This window comes from Gammaproteobacteria bacterium, from assembly GCA_041395445.1.
Lineage (GTDB): Bacteria > Pseudomonadota > Gammaproteobacteria > Xanthomonadales > Marinicellaceae > NORP309.
Genome location: JAWLAO010000007.1, coordinates 146,832 through 162,937 on the forward strand (window position 1 = coordinate 146,832; position 16,106 = coordinate 162,937).

General features: G+C 38.4%; 12 protein-coding genes. 7 read left to right on the plus strand and 5 right to left on the minus strand.

Going from position 1 to position 16,106, the window contains the following annotated elements:
* The first annotated feature begins 189 nt into the window (after positions 1–189).
* A complete protein-coding gene (locus R3F25_11845; protein MEZ5497496.1) occupies positions 190–2,058 on the plus strand; it encodes a hypothetical protein in 1,869 nt (622 codons plus the stop codon).
* Between the two features lie 32 nt (positions 2,059–2,090).
* On the opposite strand, the gene R3F25_11850 is transcribed toward R3F25_11845, so the two are convergent.
* The 3 genes from R3F25_11850 to R3F25_11860 form a co-directional block, all read right to left on the minus strand.
* Positions 2,091–2,516 (minus strand): histidine phosphatase family protein, encoded by a 426-nt coding sequence (locus R3F25_11850; GenBank protein ID MEZ5497497.1) that lies wholly within the window; start codon positions 2,514–2,516, stop codon positions 2,091–2,093.
* 81 nt (positions 2,517–2,597) lie between these two features.
* Positions 2,598–3,023 carry a thioredoxin TrxC gene (gene trxC / locus R3F25_11855; protein ID MEZ5497498.1) on the minus strand — a complete coding sequence of 142 codons (426 nt, stop codon included), beginning with the start codon at positions 3,021–3,023 and terminating at the stop codon, positions 2,598–2,600.
* Positions 3,024–3,034: 11 nt separating this feature from the next.
* On the minus strand, positions 3,035–3,679 hold the full coding sequence (locus tag R3F25_11860; protein ID MEZ5497499.1) for a response regulator: 645 nt from the start codon (positions 3,677–3,679) through the stop codon (positions 3,035–3,037).
* Positions 3,680–3,933: 254 nt separating this feature from the next.
* On the opposite strand from R3F25_11860, the gene R3F25_11865 reads away from it, so the two are divergent.
* Together R3F25_11865 and R3F25_11870 are read left to right on the plus strand one after the other, a co-directional pair.
* Positions 3,934–5,394 carry a glyceraldehyde-3-phosphate dehydrogenase gene (locus R3F25_11865; protein MEZ5497500.1) on the plus strand — a complete coding sequence of 487 codons (1,461 nt, stop codon included), beginning with the start codon at positions 3,934–3,936 and terminating at the stop codon, positions 5,392–5,394.
* 18 nt (positions 5,395–5,412) lie between these two features.
* Complete coding sequence (locus R3F25_11870) at positions 5,413–6,624, plus strand: patatin-like phospholipase family protein (protein MEZ5497501.1); 1,212 nt, start codon at positions 5,413–5,415, stop codon at positions 6,622–6,624.
* Positions 6,625–6,701: 77 nt separating this feature from the next.
* On the opposite strand, the gene R3F25_11875 is transcribed toward R3F25_11870, so the two are convergent.
* Entirely contained in the window at positions 6,702–7,493 is a 792-nt protein-coding gene (locus R3F25_11875; protein ID MEZ5497502.1) for an MBL fold metallo-hydrolase, read from the minus strand.
* 225 nt (positions 7,494–7,718) lie between these two features.
* Here R3F25_11875 and R3F25_11880 point away from each other — a divergent pair, with 225 nt between their 5' ends.
* Genes R3F25_11880 through R3F25_11890 form a run of 3 tightly spaced genes read left to right on the plus strand, consistent with a single transcriptional unit; the run spans position 7,719 to position 15,197 of the window.
* Entirely contained in the window at positions 7,719–8,831 is a 1,113-nt protein-coding gene (locus R3F25_11880) for an efflux RND transporter periplasmic adaptor subunit (protein MEZ5497503.1), read from the plus strand.
* A gap of 1 nt (position 8,832) precedes the next feature.
* Positions 8,833–12,081 (plus strand): efflux RND transporter permease subunit, encoded by a 3,249-nt coding sequence (locus R3F25_11885; protein ID MEZ5497504.1) that lies wholly within the window; start codon positions 8,833–8,835, stop codon positions 12,079–12,081.
* Positions 12,078–15,197: an efflux RND transporter permease subunit gene (locus R3F25_11890; protein MEZ5497505.1), complete on the plus strand. Its 3,120-nt coding sequence runs from the start codon at positions 12,078–12,080 to the stop codon at positions 15,195–15,197. Before R3F25_11885 ends, R3F25_11890 begins: the two co-directional genes overlap by 4 nt.
* Before the next feature lie 58 nt (positions 15,198–15,255).
* Here the strand turns inward: R3F25_11890 and R3F25_11895 are convergent, their stop codons facing one another.
* Positions 15,256–15,618, minus strand: a complete 363-nt coding sequence (locus tag R3F25_11895) for a response regulator (GenBank protein ID MEZ5497506.1) — start codon at positions 15,616–15,618, stop codon at positions 15,256–15,258.
* A gap of 229 nt (positions 15,619–15,847) precedes the next feature.
* On the opposite strand from R3F25_11895, the gene R3F25_11900 reads away from it, so the two are divergent.
* Complete coding sequence (locus R3F25_11900) at positions 15,848–16,069, plus strand: glutaredoxin family protein (protein MEZ5497507.1); 222 nt, start codon at positions 15,848–15,850, stop codon at positions 16,067–16,069.
* The last annotated feature ends 37 nt before the right edge of the window (positions 16,070–16,106 follow it).

The following is a 16,106-nucleotide window of genomic DNA, read 5'->3' on the forward strand; positions in this document are numbered from 1 at the left end:
TTATTTGGAAAATAATTTTTCAAAAATCGATAAAAATCAGCTGGTTATTACGATAATTTAATTCATCGACGCTAGATATTGCTCTACTATTCAAACTTAATCAAACTTAATCAAACTTCATTCAAGATTCAGAAAGATTTATTTGTTATCTTAAAACCTGACATAATTTACAATTAATCGGGGGCAAACATGAGATTTTCATACCTAATATTTATTTTATTTTTTTCTATCAATTCTCAGGCATTTGTGACAGTTGGAACAGATGCCGGATGTGATTATTCGCCAGTGCAATTCCAAACGGCAGTTAATAATAATTCTGAGGTCAGAGTAACAAAACAACAAATTCTGACTCCATTTCAAATTATTGATAAGTCCGTCCAAATTATTGCCGGTTACGAAAATTGTAGTGATGCAGAAGTGGATGCTCAACGATTTTTTGAAACTGAGGTCAATGGTGGCAACTCGGAAACGGTTATCATTGTGAACACAACCAGTGGTAATGGGCATGCTCATCAGGCGGTTGTTCTTGACGGTTTGCATGTCACCGAAGGAGCAACATCTGCAGGATATTTGGCTGGAGGAGTTGACATTTCTGGTAATGTCAGTGTTTCAATTATAGATTCATTAATTAATTATAATTCAGCGGCTACACATGGCGGTGGGATTTACATTTTCGGAGGATTGGGTGCTTCTTTACTACTCGACTCAACTTCAATTCAGAATAATAGTTCAGCTGTAGGCGGAGGAATTGCTGCTTCTCAAGGTGCGGTGATAACAATGAATAGAGGAGATGTTAGAAACAATAATGCCAGTGGTAACGGGGGAGGAGTTTCTTTGTCTTCTCAAAGTAGGTTAGTCTCGCTTGATGCATTAATTGGTAGTAATGATTCATCTCTTTATGGAGGTGGAGTCTACTGTTCAAATTCATTCCTGCAAATGGATCTGACTTCAAGACTCAACAATAACCAATCGCAAACAGGAGGAGGGATATTTGCAACTAGTAATTGTGATGTGTTAATTGAGAGTGGAACGACTAGTACTAGACCCAATAATGGTGTAGGAATCAAAGCCAATTATGCAGACTTTGCCGGTGGAGGAATGTATATTGAAAATAGTACAGCGGTATTGAAAGGAACTACTGATAACTATGTCAATATCTATGGCAACTGGACTGATGAAAATAATATTAATGCACATGGTGGAGCAATTTATGCCAGGGGCTCAAGTACAGTTGTTACTATAATTAATGGTAGCTTTGCAGGAAATGATTCAAAGTTTGGTTCTGCAATTGCTAGCACAGGCGGAGCAAAAGTGAAAATTCGTCGGGTACCAGGAAATTGTTTTGCCGATGAAGAATGCTCATTGATATACGATAACCAATCGGAAAGCGGAACTCTTTTTACAGATGACTGTGGAACTATTGATGTCTTTCAAACCACTATCAGGGGGAATATATCGACACTCGCTTCTGTAGCCCATTTTAATGGTGACAATACAAGTTCTTGTATTAATACAATGGAAGGCAACCTATTGTTTAACAATAAGGATGAATTTGATGAATCTGATTCAATGTTTTTCCTTGATAATAAAGCGACATTGGATTTTGCATTTAATACGCTGACAGATAATTTATCGTTAAGCGTATTTTTCATGAGTAATACTGATGCTACCAATCAGACACTTAAAGTTAATAGTTCTATATTATGGAATTCTCCGTCTTCGTTATTTCTGGAAGTTTCTAATACTAACAATTACAGCGGAAATTGTTTCATCGTTCATGACAATCAAAACTTGCCGGTAGGATTTGGAGCATTAACCCCGATTTCTAATCCTGGTTTTATCAATGCAGCTAACAATGATTATCTTATAGACTTTGATTCTGCAGCCATTGATATGTGCGATACTAGTCTGTATCAACCAAAACATCATGATATTATGAGTGTACCCAGAGGTTATCAATACACAGTTCCACAATTAGGGTATTATGATATGGGAGCGTATGAATATGATGATGGAGTTCATATCAATGATGTGATTTTTTATAATCACTTCGATTGAAACAAATGGAAGCTATAAGGTTTGTAATGGCTTTATTTTGATTTCTTCGGGTAATCATAATCGAGTAATATCGCTGGATTTGGCATATCCACAATTGCACTCCAACTATCAATATCTAACTCAAAAGTAACCAACCCGGCTGTTGGAATATTCGGAAAATGGTATTCGCCCATCAAGTCATTAGCAAGTTCGGTTAATCCAGGGTTGTGACCAACTATCATGATGTTTTGGTAGTTGTCTGACACTTTAGAAACAATATTTAGAATTTCATCAGGATAAGCATGATACAAATCTTTCAGAAATTGAATCTCGTATTTTTGCGGAATTTGATCCAATACTTTTTGAGCAGTTGCCTGTGCTCGCGCCGCCGTACTGCAAAGAACTATTTGAGGTTGAATTGATTTCTTCGATAATCGCTGCCCCATAATTGGTGCAGAATTCTTTCCGCGTTGATTCAATGGGCGATCATGGTCTGAAAGTGATAAATCACTTCAACTGGATTTCGCATGTCTGAGGATTATGAGGTGTTTCATTAAATGTTAGGTGTTATGAATCCATTGCAACAATTGCGGTAGTTGCAATGCTCCGGACATGCGATTGACTTCACGGCCATTTTTGAAAGCCATGAGCGTCGGAATGGAGCGGATTCCGAATTGTCCTGAAAGTTGTTGTTCCTGTTCGGTGTTCACTTTTAGCAAAATATATTGCCCTTGTAGTTGAGCTGCTGCTTGGTTAAAAGCCGGAGCCATCATGCGACAAGGACCACACCAGCTTGCCCAAAAATCAACAATGACGGGAATATTGCTTTTACTGATGATTTTATTGAAGGTTCGTGTGTCCACTTCGATAGCTTTGTTGGAAAATAAATCTTCATGGCATTTTCCACAGTTTGGATTATCCTGGATTCGATTGTCAGGGACTCTGTTTACAGCCAGACATGTTGGACAAACGACATGTTTACTCATAAATATTCTCGTTATTTTTTGTTATCTTCAATGATTCCGTGTCGAATTGCCAAATGGGCGAGCTCAATAACATTTGTCAATCCTAATTTTTCTAAAATTCTGTATTTGTATGTGGCAATTGTTTTAGGGCTGAGGAAAATGGTATCACCAATTTCTTTGGGTTTCTTACCTTGTGCCAGTAGCATCATCACTTCCATTTCGCGAGTTGATAAATCATCAAATGGTGAAGATTCGCCTCCGGGCATCATAGACAGAGCCATTTGCTGAGCAATATCAGCACCAATGTATCTCCCTTTTTCAGCTACAAACTTTATTGCCTTTTCCAGTTCTTCGGCAGCACACCCTTTGGTTAAATAACCACTGGCACCGGCCTCGAGCAACTGAGCCGGGAAAGGGTTTTCGGCATGAACGGTGAGTATTATAACCTTTGAATCAGGATAAAGATGTGAAATTCGTCGAGTGGCTTCAATTCCACTCAGTATTGGCATGTTGACATCCATCAGGACAACATTGGGTCTGTGTTTGGATACCAAATCGACAGCTTCTTGACCATTACTTGCTTCGGCAATAATGGATATGCCGAACATTTTGTCAATAATCATTTTCAATCCGGTACGGACAATTTCGTGGTCGTCAACTAAAATAACTTTTATCATCAGTGTCTCCGCTGTGAGATAGTTCAGTTTTCTGTAGCAACAGATAACGAAGCTATTACTTTACCTAAAAAACATCCTAATTACAATTATCTATTTCGCTTTTAGTGCTCTATTAGAAATTGCTAATATAAGTTGCTTTATTTCTCAAATACCGGAATATAACTTTAATGAAACTGTAAAAATATGTAATATACACGGGTTATTCAAAATAGTAATTGGTATATCAATTAAATCAGAAAATCACCGGAGTTGTTATGAGCGAAGAAAATAGACCTGTCCCCGAAGAGTTTTTCAAAGACTGGAAAGAAAGAGAAGCATTAGCAGAAAAAATGATTCCTCTCATCGGTCGGTTATACAGAAGAAACAATGTATCACTTTATATGTATGGCAAAAGACTAATCAACCAAAAAGTGACGGATATCATGAAAGCACACAGATATGTGCGTCAGGTTGAAGGTAATGAATTAAGCTTGTTCGAGACTTTTCCATTTGTAAAAGCCATTTCAGAACTGACTCTTGGACCGGCACATGTTGATGTTGGTAAGATGGTTTATCAATACTTACAAGATGGAAATAATGAAGACGTTTTTGAGTATGTGAAGAGAGAGCTTGCCGATTTAATTGGTTCAGAAACTAAACCAATTCCAGAGCCACAAGATGTTGTTTTATACGGATTCGGACGTATTGGTCGTTTAGTTGCCCGTTTGCTGGTTGATAAAACCGGTGGTGGTGATGTTTTGGTGTTGAAAGCAATTGTTCTCAGAGACTCAAAACATGTCAATGATATTGAAAAAAGGGCTTCGCTATTGCGTAAAGATTCCGTTCATAAAAGTTTTGACGGTACAATTCGTGTTTTGGCATCTCAGAACAAGTTAATCATAAACGGAAATGAAGTTAAGATTATTTACGCAAACTCGCCATCTGAAATTGATTACACTGAGTATGGTATAAACAATGCGATTGTCGTTGATAACACGGGTGTGTGGAAAGATAAAGCCGGATTGAGCGAGCATCTTCGCCCCGGGGTTTCCAAAGTGTTACTGACGGCTCCGGCAAAAGATGATATACCGAATATTGTTTATGGTGTGAATCAGGATGATATCAAACCGGACCATCAAATTATTTGTGCGGCTTCTTGCACCACCAATGCAATTGTTCCTGTTTTGAAATGTTTGAATGATGAATACGGCATTGAAAATGGTCATGTGGAAACTGTTCACGCTTATACGAATGACCAAAACTTAATTGATAACTTTCACAAAGGTGACAGAAGAGGAAGAAGCGCTGCTTTAAATATGGTTCTAACGTCAACCGGGGCAGCAAAAGCAGTTGCGAAAGTTCTACCGGAATTGGAAGGAAAACTCACAGGAAATGCAATCCGTGTGCCAACTCCTGATGTTTCTATGGCAATCTTAAAAATTCGTCTTGAAAAAGAAACAAACTTGCAGGAGTTGAAAGAGTTTTTGAGATATAAAGCACTGCACTCCAGACTCCAACAACAAATTGGTTACACAAATTCGACTGAAGTTGTATCATCGGACTTTATCGGAACCAGAGAAGCATGTATCATAGACTCAACTGCAACAATCTGTAATGGTAAAAATATTGTGGTCTACTGCTGGTATGATAATGAGTTTGGCTACTCATGTCAGGTTGTCAGATGTCTGGAAAAATTTGCCGGCGTGAATTGGCCATCTTATCCAAAAAGAAGATAAAATAACAAAAAGGGCGTTATGATAACAATTAAGAGGGCTTCCAAGCCTGTTAAAAGCAACCTGAAGTCCGGCCTGGCACTTGCCGGTGGCGGACCTTTGGGTGGTTTTTATGAATTGGGTGCATTATGTGCATTAAAAGATAGCGTCAATGCACTCAATCTCAACAACCTGGATGTTTATGTTGGTGTTTCATCCGGTGCATTTTTAGTATCAGCTTTGGCTAATGGAATCAGTACTGAAGAAATTGCCAATATCTTTGCATACAATAAAAACGCTGAGACACCGTTTAACCCTGATCATTTTTTACGCCCGGCGTATAAACAGTTCATCAAGAAATTATCGACAAGCCCGTTTGTAACATCTGAGGCAATTTTGTCTTGGCTGAAAAACCCTTTCAAAACTAGTGTGGTTGATGTTTTGGAGAAATTGGGAACTATTCTTCCCAACGGAGTGTTTGATAACTCCAGTCTTGAGAAGTTTCTCAGTAAGATACTAACCACTAAACACTGCACCAATGATTTTCGCAAACTGAAACACAAACTGTATATTGTTGCCTGTGACATCAATACCGGAAAAATCGCTACATTCAGTACCGATGAAAACTCAGATGTGCCGATTTCAAAAGCGGTTCAGGCATCTTCTGCATTACCTGGTTTATATGAGCCGGTTAATATTAAAGGGCGATTTTATGTGGATGGTGCTTTGAGACGAACAATGAATGCATCTGCAGCTTTGAATCAGAATGTTCATCTGTTATTTGCAGTGAATCCAATAGTTCCATTTGCCAGCAAACAACGATTGCATCAGAAGTCAAAACTTCTCAAAGGTGGTTTACCGTTGGTTTTATCTCAGACGTTCAGGTCAATAGTCCAATCTCGGTTGAAATCAGGTCTTGATAAGTATCACACTCAATATCCCAAGGCTGATATCATTTTGATTGAACCTTATAAAGATGATGAAATGTTGTTTAGTACCAATTTGTTTAGTTATTCCAACAGAGACAAATTGTGTGAGTATGCTTATCAGCAAACCCGCAGACAAATCCGAGAGCAGATAAAGGATATTCAACCGATATTGGAACGCCATTCGTATACAATTAACGAAACCAATTTATATTCTCGTAAACGCCAGATGAAGGATTTTCTCAATCAGGAAAAAATGGCTAACTCTCGAGTGATGCTAAGACTGGACGAGACATTAAATAAACTCTCCAGGGCAATTAATCATTAGATTTCTATAAATAATTCCTCATACAAAAAAAGCTGAATTATTATCAGCTTTTTTTGATTTGGTTGAATTGAAACGGATTATTCAGGAATTTGATAATCTCTGCGGCGCAGCAAATCAACACCACACTCCAACTTGGAGAACCAATCATAAAATTTTTCAATCATTTCTTTCCCTTTAAAAACTTTGCCATGTTGAGGGACAATCATTTCAACATCAAGTTCGCGCACCATTTCGACCCAGAAAGCGGTGACCTTGCCGGAAACCATATAACGCTCGTGAAATCCTTGCATGGATGGCAAATGAGCCTCAAAATCTTCAACATAGACAGAGTCAGTCATATCCACAAGAGAGGCACCAACATCTCCGGTGAAAAGAATTTTACTAACCGGATCATAAACTTGAATATTGCCCACAGAGTGTAAAAAATGAGCCGGTAGAAATACTAATTCATTATTCCCGAAAGTCATTCTGCGACCGGGATCAGGAATCTCAATAATGCGTTTGGCAATATCAGCACCACTTTTGTCCATGAAAGTTGAAACCAAATGAGGTAAAAAACGTCCCCATAATTTGGAAATAATGACTTTACATTCAGTATGGAGCAGCCAGCGATCAATTGAAGCAATAATATCCGGGTCTTGATGCGATGCAAAAATATAATTCAACTCTTTGGTTTTCATAAACTGACCAACTGAAATTGTCAAAGGCATGTAAGTTAAATCCCCGCCCGGATCTAATAACATGGTTTTGCCATTATCTACAATCATGAATTGGTTAGCCTGAACACCGTGACCTGTTACCAGATCAGGAAACATCAGAAAAGAATGACTATTATCTTTGTACAAAGTAATGGGTTTAGAATGCTGCATTGTTTCTTCTTTTTATTATTAACAAAATTGTGTATCGTTAAGTATATTATAAACAAAGTCTGTTTTTTGCAAGATTCTATAGACTTTAAATTTATTTTGACAGAGGTCAAAACTCATTGATTGTCTGTATTATTCAAAAAAATGACTTATTGCCTATTGGTTAAAACCTTTATTAAAGCTAGAATTCCGATGTTAATTCAGAAAAATTAAAGGCTCTTGCAATCAATGAAAAAAATAATTTTACTAGTGTGTATTACACTTTTGGTCTCATGCGGTGATAAATCTGGTCAACCTGTGGATGCAAAAAACACAACAGGAAATAACGCATCCCAGAGTGGTAATAAAGATTCCCAAAAAGGCAAATGGGGAAACAAGGATGATAATACACCTGAAAAAAATGCAATCAATGTTGAAGCCTCTCAAGTTTATACAGGTGAAGCTATTTCAATTTTCAACACCACCACGATTCTTGAAGCTGATTTGGAATCAGCTGTCACTTCAAAAGCCAGTGGAATCGTTTTGGATATTAATGTTGAGGTTGGAGATAAAGTCAGTGAGGGTGATGTCTTAGCTGTTTTAGAGTCAGATGTTCAAGAACTCCAATTCAAAAGTGCAGAAGCCAATTATCAAAAATCTTTGAATAATTACGAAAGAGCTAAAGCACTGATTGGCAAAGGTTTAGCAAATCAAGAGCAAGTGGATAATCTCAAATTTGAAACCAAAGCTCTGAAAACCAAACTGGATGAAGCACGACTGGATTTGGAATTTACCAAGGTACAGGCTCCGATTTCAGGATTAATCACCAAAAGAAACATCAAAAAAGGCAATTTAATTCCGCAACACAGTGAAGTTTTTGAAATTGTTAACTTTGAGTCGATTCAGGCCATTGTTAATATTCCGGAAAGCAAATGGACACAAATGCGTAATGGACTCGAAGCCAGAATTAACTTTGCCGGAATTGAAGAAGTGGTTTCAGGGAAAATTCTGAGAATTGATCCGGTGGTTGACAGCTCGACAGGAACATTTCGTGTGACGATAGAAATCAATAATACCGACTTGGAAAAACTTCGTCCGGGTTTGTTTGGCAAAACACAGATTATTCTGGATAAACATGATAATGCAGTTCTGGTCAGTAAAGACGCAGTGATTCGCGAAGATAAAGACAATTATGTTTATGTCATTAACGATGATAAAACTGTTTCCAAAGTAGTGATTGAAACTGGATATGAGATGGATGACAGCATTGAAGTTTTATCTGATTTAGAGATCGGGCAAAAGGTTGTGACAACAGGTAAGAACAATATTTCTGAAGAATCATTGGTTGAAGTTGTAGAATAATATGATTTCCGCGCTTATAAAATTTGCCACAAACCGACGGGTCACCGTCCTGATGCTGGCATTGACATTGATTCTTTTCGGAAGCATTGCTGTTAAAGAAATGCCGTTGACACTTTTGCCGGATTTGGAATATCCGACATTTACTGTGAGAACAAACTATGAAAATGCCGGTCCTGAGGAAATAGAATTGCTAATCACTAAGCCTGTTGAAGAGTCAGTTGGTGTGGTCAAAGGTTTATCACGGATTTATTCGGTTTCTACAACCGGTCGTTCGGATGTCAAACTCGAACTAGGTTGGGATGCAGATATCAAACAAGCTGCTTATGAAATACGGGACCGAATTGACTCTGTGCGCTTGCCTTTGGATGCAGAGTCGCCTTATTTATTACGATTCAACCCATCAACAGCTCCGATTATGCAAATTGCCTTAACTTTCTCTGCTGAGAACAGTTCAATGGAAAGTTTGCAGGACTTGAGAACTTTGACTGAACAGTTATTCAAAAAGAAACTGGAACCGGTTAAAGGCGTTGCGGCAGTGAAAGTCAGCGGAGGGCTGGAGCAAGAGGTTCAGGTTGAACCCGATCAATATAAATTAGCTCAACTTGGAATATCCATCAATGATATTTCCAACCGTTTAAAACAAGAAAACATCAACCTTTCAGGTGGTGCAATCAAACAAGGAACGCAACTTTATCTGGTAAGAACCGTCAATCAGTTTGAAAACGTCGAGTCGATTCAAGAGATTGTTGTCACAATCAGGGACAATAAGCCGGTTAAACTAAAAGATGTCGCAAAAGTTAGTAAACATCATAAAGACAGAGATTCCATCAATCGTCTGGATGGTAAAGAAGCCATCGAAGTGGCAATTTACAAAGAAGGTGATGCCAATACCGTTGAAGTTGCAGATAATGTAAAACTAAAGCTCAAGGAACTTGAGAAAAGTTTGCCGGCGGACTCATCAATTGCAATTATCAATGACCAATCGGTGTTTATCTCCGATGCGATTGGCAATGTTGTGACATCGGCAATCATTGGAGGTGTTTTGGCGGTTCTGATTATTTATTTGTTCTTGCAGGAGTTTTCAGCAACAGTCGTTATTTCGACATTAATTCCGGTTTCTGTGATTGCCGGGTTCTTCCTCATGTATCAGGCAGGGATTTCATTCAATATCATGTCACTGGGAGGAATCGCACTTGCCATCGGTTTGTTGGTAGATAATGGAATTGTAGTGTTGGAAAACATTGCATCCAAACGAAATCAGGGTGAAGGCAAACTTGAAGCAGTGCAAAAAGGCACGGTCGAAGTTGGAAGTGCCATTGTTGCTTCCACTTTAACAACCGTCGCTGTTTTCCTGCCTTTGGTTTTTGTAAAGGGAATTGCCGGGCAGTTGTTTAAAGATCAGGCGTTAACGGTGACTTTTACATTGATTGTCTCGTTGTTCATTGCCTTGACTTTAGTTCCTATGCTGATGAGCTTAGGTACAAAGAAAACCTACAGCATGGAAATTGATGAAAAAGAGTATCAACCGAAAACCCAATTAGGCTACTATTTAAGAAAAGATAGAAAGTTTTTATTTAATGTTTTAGTTGGAGATTTAGTGAGTTTAATTAAGGGCTTACTGGTACTAATTTCCAAAGGATTGCACTACTTCTTCCTGCCGGCATCAAAATTAATTAACACAGTTTTTAATGCTATTGCTTCAATTTATCATAAGTTATTACCTTGGAGTCTGAAACATAAAGCCCTTGTTTTGTCTGTTACCTTAACTGTTTTCCTCTTGACGATTATGATTATTCCAAGATTGGGAATGAATTTGATTCCGGATTTGGATGCCAATACCATCAGAATCAACTTTAAATTGGCTGAGGGCGAAGTCATTGAAAGAACTGACGAAACAGTCCAATTACTGAGTGAAAAAATAAACAACATCGAATCGGTCGAATTTGTTTATGGAATTGGTGGTGAGGGTTCAAAACTCGATGTGTCGGCATTATCAGCCGGAGAGAATACCGGGCAATTATTGATACGAACATCTGCAAACAGCAATAAGTCAAACATAGAAAGTCAGGTTTTGCAAATTCTGGAACAACATCCCGGACTGAGTGCAGAATTACAAGCCGGTGAATATTTCGAGCTAAGCAATCCGATTGAAATTGAACTTTCCGGATTTGATGTCGAATTGTTAAAAAAACAAGGCAGAAAGCTGCGTGATTTATTGATGCAAAATGAGCACTTTATCAATGTGGATGACGGGCAAACGGACGGAAACCCGGAAATTCAGATTCACTTTGATCAGGAAAGAATTGCCTCATTGGGAATGACCAATCGCCAGGTGGCTGATGTTGTTGTCAATAAGGTTTTGGGTAAGTCTGAAACGACGGTGCATTGGCAAGATCAAAAAATTGATGTCCTCATTCGGAATCCTTTATCACAAAGAAACTCTATCCAATCGGTTTCACAATTGATTATTAACCCGCAAGCCAATAAACCGGTAACACTCGGTGATGTTGCAGAAATAAAAATCACTCGCGGACCCGGCCAAATTTTACGTCGTGACCAGGATCGGGTTGTAGTGATTACAGCAGATATTGTAGGAATTGACTTAGGTAAAGCCGTTGAAGTGGCTCAACAAATTATTGATGAAGCCAATATTCATTCCTTAGTTGCGGTCAAAGTGACCGGACAAAACAAAGATTTAGAAGAATCCAATAACTCCATGATATTTGCATTGTCTTTGGCGGTATTTTTAGTTTATATGGTTTTGGCGTCGCAATTTGAATCCTTTATTCATCCTTTCGTGATTCTTTTCAGTATTCCACTGGCAATGATTGGCGCAGTTTGGGCATTGTATTTAAGCCGAACCGATATTTCCGTTGTGGTTTTTATCGGACTGATAATGCTGGTTGGAATAGTGGTGAATAATGCCATTGTGCTACTGGATAAAATTAAGCAACAGCAAGCCTCAGGTGACAATTTAATTCAGTCTATTATTCATGCCGGGAATGCCCGTCTCCGACCAATTATAATGACTACTATAACAACCGTGTTAGGTCTTTTGCCAATGGTGATTTCGTTTGTTGGTAATCAGTCAGCAGGCGCAGAAATTCGAGCGCCGATGGCAATCACCGTGATTGGCGGTTTGTTGGTTTCGACATTTCTGACGTTAATTGTCATTCCGGTTATTTATGCACTGGTCACTAAAGAAACTTCAGTTAGTTCAAATGTTAATCAGTCAGCAGGTTCTGTATGAAACAAAGTGAGCCAAAAACCAAAAGCAGTTTCAGTGCTTTAGCTGAATTTTCGATTCGTCGTCCAATTACTATAACCATGATATTCTTAAGCATGGTTGTCATTGGGCTGATTTCATCTCGAATGCTTCCCTTGGAGCAATGGCCACAGGTTAATGCTCCGTTTATCAATGTCAATGTTTCCTATCCGTCATCAACTCCTCGTGAAGTGGAACAAAATATCACCCGACCGCTGGAAGAGTCTTTATCAACCATAGGTGATATTGAGGGAATCAACTCAAACTCAAACACCGGAGGCGCAAATATTCAGATTCGCTTCAAATCAGGCATAGATGTTGATGAAAAGCAAATGCTGGTCAAGGAGCAAATAGACCTCACCAAACCTGATTTGCCCGATGATGTTCGCCGGATTGATGTCAATAAAGCGGATATGGGTAGTGGTGCCATCATGGAGTTACGTATTACCGGTGATTTGGATTTGGAAAATGCTTATGATGTCATCAACAAGTATTTGGTAAGACCGGTTGAGCGGGTTCCCGGCGTGGCGAGAGTTGATTTACAGGGGCTTGAGCCTAAAGAGATGCGTATAATGATTGATAACGATGCTATGAAAATGTACGGCATTGGTTTCAATGAATTGACGCAAAAGTTAACAGACTCGAATTTTGCTATTGCCTCAGGAGATTTAAAAACCGGTTATTCCAGCGATGACAAACAAATTCGGGTTGTTCCAAAAGGTCAAATATTGAAACTCGAAGACTTCAAAAACATTTTGCTCAATCAAAGTGGAGTAAAGTTGTCTGATGTCGCTTCCGTCAAAGTCGTCAATGGGGAACGCAACTACGCTCGTCATTTGGATAGAAAGTATTCAGTTGGTTTAGAAATTTACAATGAATCAACCTCTAATTTGGTTGATGTTGCCGAAAGAGTGCTTGAAAAGATTGAAGAAATTTCAAAATCACCGCAAATGAAAGGCATTAAACTGGTGTTTTTGAATAATCAGGCGCAAACAGTCAAAGACTCATTGCATGATGTGGTGATGGCGGGAATTATCGGAGCTTTGCTCAGTTTGATTGTTCTTTATGTTTTTATTCGTGATATTCAGACAACTCTGCTGGTTTCTTTGTCAATTCCAATTTCCATTGTCATCACTTTGGGAATTCTTTATTTTCTGGGTTTGACATTAAATGTACTTTCTCTCATGGGATTGATGCTGGCAATCGGGATGTTGGTTGATAACTCGGTGGTTATTAGTGAAAGTATTTTTACCCGAAGGAGTAGTGGCAAATATGATATTTTGACAGCAATCCGAAAAGGAGTGTCAGACGTGATGGTTCCTGTGATTGCAGGAACAACCACATCAATTTGTGTGTTTTTGCCGATTGTTTTTAATTCCGAAGATATGATTTCAGTCTTTTTGACCCATGTTGCTGCATCAATTATTGCTGCATTGGTCATATCATTATTTTTATCTATTACAGTTGTTCCATTAATCATTTCATATCTTAACAAGAATAAAGAGAACCAAAAGACCGTGAAAAAAACTTGGGTGGACTCGCTCAAAGAAAAATATGTCCGTATTTTGAAGTTCACCCTTGCTCATCGTTGGGTGACGTTCTTTTCAATTGTTATTATTGTGATTTCCGGTTTGGTGGTCAATTCACTTTGGGTTGAGAAAGAAGATGGAATCCGTGGTGGAGACGGGGATTCTCGTGATTTTTGGATGCCTTATCATGTCGATGGTTCTTTCACATTAGAACGATTAAAGAAAGATGTCGATAAGGTTGAGGACTATCTTTACGCCAATAAAGATAAATATGATATTGATACTGTTTACAGCTATTATCAGGAGAATGGTTTTGTAGGCACCAAAGTGTATCTGGTTGATGAATCTGAAGCTACACGTCCGCTTGCTGAAATAAAAAAAGAAATTATAGAAAATTTACCTCAAATAACCATTGGAAAACCCAGCCTGAGATTTGGACGAGGGCGAGGAAATGATGGGATGAGTGTTTATCTACTGGGTGATTCACAAGAAGTGATGCTTGATATGGTTCCTTCTATTTTGCTAGAGCTGAATAGAATCGAAGGAGTGATTGGAGCTCAAGTGGATAATAGAAACCAGCGAGAGGAGTTGCGAATTCAGGTCAATAGAGAACGCGCTTATCGACTTGGTGTTGATCCAAATACAGTTGCTCAAAGTGTCAATATAGCCATGCGGGGGATGAATCTACGTGATTTGGTAACAGAAACCGGAGAAATGCCGGTGATTGTGCGATTTTATGAAACAGGTGAATTTAAGTTGGAGCAATTATTAAATTTGCCAATTAAAACTCGCAATGGCAATCAAGTTTCGTTGGAAACAGTGGCAGATGTCATTAATACCAATTCACCTCAGCAGATCAGACGATATGACCGAATGGGAGCGGTTCAAATTGATGTGGACTTGGAAACGGATGTGAATCAGACTGAAATTAAAAATAAAGTTTCAGCAATTATGTCTCAATTTTATTTTCCAAGCGGATATAGCTGGACGTTTGATAATGACACACGCAATCGAGGTGGGCAAAGTGATTCTATGGCATCAAATATCAAAGTTGCCATTGCCTTGATTTTTATTGTGATGGCGGCGTTGTTTGAATCCTTGTTATTTCCACTCTGTGTAATTAGTTCGATTCTTTTTTCATACATTGGAGTCTTTTTCTTTTTTGCTATTACCGGAACCAACTTCACAATCATGGCAGCGATTGGAATGCTGATACTAATTGGTGTGGTGGTGAATAACGGAATTGTGTTGATTGATCATATTAATCAACTCCGAATAAGGGGTCTTAATCGCTATGATGCTGTTTTACAAGCCGGGCGGGATCGTTTACGCCCGATTTTAATGACGGTATTTACGACTGTTGTCGGGTTGATTCCGCTGGCGATGAGTGTTTCGCAAGTTGGAGGACGTGGACCTGCCTATTTCCCGATGGCAAGAGCAATCATCGGCGGTTTGACTTTTTCGACGGTTGTTAGTTTGTTGGTATTGCCCAGTTTATATTGCTGGCTGGATGATTTAAGAGCATGGACAAAAGAGCGACTGAAAACCGGGACGATGGTAAAAAGTAATTAAAATGGTAAATAAAAAAGGTGCAAAACTGCACCTTTTTTAAATCCGGCTGGAATAAAATCTACGGTAAATACTCGTTAATTGCTGCAATTAACGCTTTCTCTGAAACAGGCTTAACCAAATAATCTTTAGCACCTTGGCGCATCCCCCAAACCTTATCCGTTTGCAAATTCTTGGTTGTGACCATAATAATTGGAATGTGTGAAGTCCGCTCATCTTTGGAAATCTTTCTGGTTGCCTGAAAGCCATTCAGCTCCGGCATTACCACATCCATCAAAATCAAATCAGGAATTTGTTCCTTCGCTGTGCGAACGCCTTCTTCACCGTTTGTCGCTGAAAGAACCTCATGTCCTAACTTTTCAACAATTTTTTGCATACCAAATAACTGAGATGGTGAGTCATCAACAATTAAAATTCGTGCCATTTTGTGTACCTAAATTTTATTATTCTTCAATATAATAATCGAAAAAAAGCAAATGTTAAACATTATCAAGTAAAAATTTGCATTTCATAAATTGTAAGAGACCTTCATTAGTTTCATGAAGTGTGTAATTCATGCCTTTAAAACCGCAAAAAAGTTATAATTATTTTACCTCTAAATTGACATCATTAAAAAATTATAAGTAAATGGTTCAAATTTTTTTGAGTTGTAAATGCTAGTTCTATACGGAAGAAGCGATTGTCCCTTGTGTGAAGATGCAGAGGATGTCTTAAACAGATATAATATTCGTTATCATTTTCTTGATATTGACGAAGATGAAGAGTTGTTAAGAAAATATCATACCAAAGTTCCTGTTTTGTCTAAGAATGAAGAAGAGCTTTTCTGGCCATTTACAGAAGAGAGAATACTCAAACTGATTTCCCTGAAAGAATAAATAAAGAAGTCTGAAATAACTAAAGACTTGCTGAGAT

Excerpts from the sequence above, each read along its gene's own strand:
- R3F25_11860 (MEZ5497499.1), bottom strand. The coding sequence starts at position 3,679 with ATGATAAAAGTTATTTTAGTTGACGACCACGAAATTGTCCGTACCGGA.
- R3F25_11890 (MEZ5497505.1), top strand. The coding sequence starts at position 12,078 with ATGAAACAAAGTGAGCCAAAAACCAAAAGCAGTTTCAGTGCTTTAGCT.
- R3F25_11895 (MEZ5497506.1), bottom strand. The coding sequence starts at position 15,618 with ATGGCACGAATTTTAATTGTTGATGACTCACCATCTCAGTTATTTGGT.
- R3F25_11870 (MEZ5497501.1), top strand. The coding sequence starts at position 5,413 with ATGATAACAATTAAGAGGGCTTCCAAGCCTGTTAAAAGCAACCTGAAG.
- trxC (MEZ5497498.1), bottom strand. The coding sequence starts at position 3,023 with ATGAGTAAACATGTCGTTTGTCCAACATGTCTGGCTGTAAACAGAGTC.
- R3F25_11865 (MEZ5497500.1), top strand. The coding sequence starts at position 3,934 with ATGAGCGAAGAAAATAGACCTGTCCCCGAAGAGTTTTTCAAAGACTGG.
- R3F25_11885 (MEZ5497504.1), top strand. The coding sequence starts at position 8,833 with ATGATTTCCGCGCTTATAAAATTTGCCACAAACCGACGGGTCACCGTC.
- R3F25_11845 (MEZ5497496.1), top strand. The coding sequence starts at position 190 with ATGAGATTTTCATACCTAATATTTATTTTATTTTTTTCTATCAATTCT.
- R3F25_11900 (MEZ5497507.1), top strand. The coding sequence starts at position 15,848 with ATGCTAGTTCTATACGGAAGAAGCGATTGTCCCTTGTGTGAAGATGCA.
- R3F25_11880 (MEZ5497503.1), top strand. The coding sequence starts at position 7,719 with ATGAAAAAAATAATTTTACTAGTGTGTATTACACTTTTGGTCTCATGC.
- R3F25_11875 (MEZ5497502.1), bottom strand. The coding sequence starts at position 7,493 with ATGCAGCATTCTAAACCCATTACTTTGTACAAAGATAATAGTCATTCT.